4 protein-coding genes are annotated in these 3,142 nt (G+C 69.3%); all 4 read left to right on the plus strand.

What is annotated here, in order from left to right; all coding sequences use genetic code 11:
- Positions 1–773, plus strand: a 773-nt coding sequence (gene meaB / locus WBA11_RS07545) for a methylmalonyl Co-A mutase-associated GTPase MeaB (protein ID WP_424520086.1), incomplete at its 5' end; no start/stop codon positions are given.
- Between the two features lie 97 nt (positions 774–870).
- Positions 871–2,409 carry a peptide MFS transporter gene (locus WBA11_RS07550; protein WP_424520087.1) on the plus strand — a complete coding sequence of 513 codons (1,539 nt, stop codon included), beginning with the start codon at positions 871–873 and terminating at the stop codon, positions 2,407–2,409.
- Position 2,410: 1 nt separating this feature from the next.
- Complete coding sequence (locus WBA11_RS07555) at positions 2,411–2,533, plus strand: hypothetical protein (protein WP_424520088.1); 123 nt, start codon at positions 2,411–2,413, stop codon at positions 2,531–2,533.
- A 26-nt stretch (positions 2,534–2,559) separates the two neighbouring features.
- On the plus strand, positions 2,560–3,021 hold the full coding sequence (gene dut / locus WBA11_RS07560; protein ID WP_424520089.1) for a dUTP diphosphatase: 462 nt from the start codon (positions 2,560–2,562) through the stop codon (positions 3,019–3,021).
- Positions 3,022–3,142: the final 121 nt, after the last annotated feature.

The raw sequence follows: 3,142 nt of genomic DNA on the forward strand, positions 1-3,142 counted from the left end.
AGTCGACCCTCGCGGACCGGCTGGTCGGGGCGTTTCGCGACCGGGGCGAGCGCGTGGCCGTCGTGGCCGTCGATCCGTCGAGCCCGTTCACGGGCGGCGCGCTCTTGGGCGACCGCGTTCGTATGCACCGTTGGGCCGACGACGACGACGTGTTCGTGCGGTCGCTCGCCGCGAGGGGCGCGCTCGGCGGATTGTCCGAGGCGACGGAGGCCGCGTGCGACGTCCTCGATGCCGCTGGCTTCGGCGTCGTCATCGTCGAGACGGTTGGCGTGGGGCAAGGCGAGGTGGACGTGGCCCAGGCGACCGACACGACGCTGGTCGTCGTGGTCCCCGAGTCCGGCGACGCGGTCCAGGCCATGAAGGCCGGGCTGATGGAGATCGCCGACGTGTTCTGCGTCAACAAGGCCGACAAGCCCGAGGCCGGCGCGATGGCGAGGGCCCTCCGCGCCATGCTCCACCTACGCGCGCCTGGGTCGTGGCAGCCGCTCGTCGTCAAGACGTCCGCCCTCGAGGACGAGGGCATCGATGGCCTGGTCGCCGCTCTCGAGGAGCACAGGTCCGTCCTCGAGGCCGACTGGGACGGAATCCGCGCCGACCGTCTCCGCCGACGCGTCCGCCGGATCGTCGAGGGCCGGTGGCGCCGTGACTTCTGGGACGCCCGCTCCTCGGCCCTCGAGGACGCCGTCCGCGACCTCGAGCACCGTCAAGCCGGCGACGCCAACGAGTCGCCCGCACCGTACCGCCTAGCCGCTCGCCTCCTCCGGGACGCGTAGCGCGGTGCGTCCTCGAGGACGAGTCAGGAGTCTCCTGCTACCCGACGGTATCTTCGCCCGGCCTTCGCAACGGCTCTCCTCCACCGACTGACTCCCGATGCCCAAAGACCCCGGTAACGAAATCCAAGACCCTCGCGCCGCCGGAGCGGTCTTGAGCGCCGACTCCGGTGCGCAGTGGTTCGGCCACCCTCGAGGCCTGTCGACGCTGTTCTTTACCGAGATGTGGGAGCGGTTCTCCTACTACGGGATGCGCGCCGTGCTCATCCTGTTCATGACCGAGGCCGTCACGGGCGACAACCCGGGCCTGGGCTTCGGGACCGCCGAGTCGGCCGCGATCTACGGGCTGTACACGTTCTTTGTCTACGTCCTGGCCCTCCCCGGCGGCTGGGTCGCGGACAAGCTGTGGGGGCAGCGGAAGTCCGTCTTCGTCGGCGGCTGCATCATCATGGCCGGCCACATCGCGCTCGCCGTCCCGACCGTCGCGACGTTCTTCCTGGGTCTTGGACTGATCGTGATCGGGACCGGCCTGCTCAAGCCGAACGTGAGCGCGATGGTCGGCGACCTCTACCCCGAGGGCGGCGCCCGCCGCGACGCCGGGTTCTCGATCTTCTACATGGGGATCAACTTGGGTTCTGTCCTGGGCGTGACGCTCGTCGGCTGGGTCGGTGAGGGGTACAACTTCCACTGGGGCTTCTCGATCGCGGCGGTCGGGATGCTCCTGGGACTCATCCAATACAAGGTGGGCGGCCGCCACATCGAGCAGGCGGGCAACCTCGAGGCCGACACCGACGCGGCCGGCCTCCGGGCGCGAGGCCAGCGGTTCTACCTCGTCGCGGCGGTCGCGACCGGCGTCGCGCTCCTGGTCGGGTACCTGATGGCGAACGACATGTTGGGGATCTCGATCTCGGAGCTGGCCGCGTACCTCGGCTACGTCGTCGTCGGACTGGCGACGCTCTACTTCGCCTTCCTGTTCGTGGCCGGTGGGCTGACGGAGGTCGAGAAAAAGCGGCTGGGGGTGATCGTCTGGCTGTTCGTCCTGGCGGCCATCTTCTGGAGCGGCTTCGAGCAGGCGGGCTCGTCGCTCAACCTGTTCGCGCGCGACTTCACCGACCGAACGTTCGGGGGCTGGGAGATGCCGGCGTCGCTCCTCCAGAACGTGAACGCGTTCTTTATCATCATCCTGGCGCCGGTCTTCGGCGCCCTGTGGACGTGGCTCGCGCGTCGCAACGCGAACCCTTCGATCCCGCTCAAGTTTGGGCTCGGCCTGCTGGGCCTCGCCGTCGGCTTCCTGGTCCTGGCGTGGGGCGCAGCGAACGCGACCGAGACGGCCAAGGTGGGCATCTCGTGGCTCGTCGTGACCTACTTCTTCCACACCGTCGGCGAGTTGTCGCTGAGCCCGGTCGGTCTGAGCTCGATGACGAAGCTGGCTCCGGCCGGCCGCGTCGGGCAGATGATGGGCGTGTGGTTCATGGCCGCGGCCCTCGGCAACCTGTTCGCAGGACTCGTCGCAGGCGGTTTGGAGGGTCTGCCGCCGGGCGACCTGTTCATGAACGTCGCCAAGACCATCGGCATCGCCGGTCTCGTCGCCGTCGTCGCGAGCCCGTTCGTCAAACGGTTCACGGCCGGCGTCGAGTAGCATGGTCCGGCCTCGAGGTCACGGAACGGCCTCGAGGTTGGGCCACGTGATCCGGCGTCTCGGGCGCGTCTTCGAGGACGGGAACCCTCTTCTCTTCTCGTCCGGCTCGAGTGCCTACCGGTAGCTTCGAGGCCGTCCACCACGCCCCCGATGCTCCACCCTACCGACGTTCCTGTCACCGTCCTGCCCCACGGCCGAGGCCTCGACCTGCCTGCCCGCGCCACGCGGGATGCCGCGGGCCTGGACCTCCGTGCGGCCGTCCCCGAGAGCGAGCCGGTGACGCTGGCCCCCGGCGCCTTCGCGCTCGTCCCGACGGGGATTCAGATCGCGCTGCCCGAGGGGACCGAGGGCCAAGTCCGGCCTCGATCGGGCCTCGCGTTCAAACGCGGCGTGACCGTGTTGAACAGCCCCGGTACGATCGACTCCGGGTACCGCGGTGAGATCGGCGTGCTGCTCATCAACCACGGATCGGAGCCGTTCGAGGTCACGCGCGGCGAGCGGATCGCGCAACTCGTTGTCTCTCGCTATGAGCCGATCCGGTTCGTCGAGGTCGACGCCCTCGAGGACACCGAGCGTGGGGCCGGAGGCTTCGGGTCGACGGGGACGGCGTAGCCGTGCGCGAGCTTCGCGGGTACCGGCTCGAGGGCAGAGACGTGCCGTGTCCGGCTTGTCACTCGACCTCGAGTGAGCTGCTCTACGAGATCGGCGTCGAGGACGCGGCGCAGCACTACGT

The organism is Rubrivirga sp. (genome assembly GCF_049648075.1).
In the GTDB taxonomy this organism is placed as follows: domain Bacteria; phylum Bacteroidota; class Rhodothermia; order Rhodothermales; family Rubricoccaceae; genus Rubrivirga.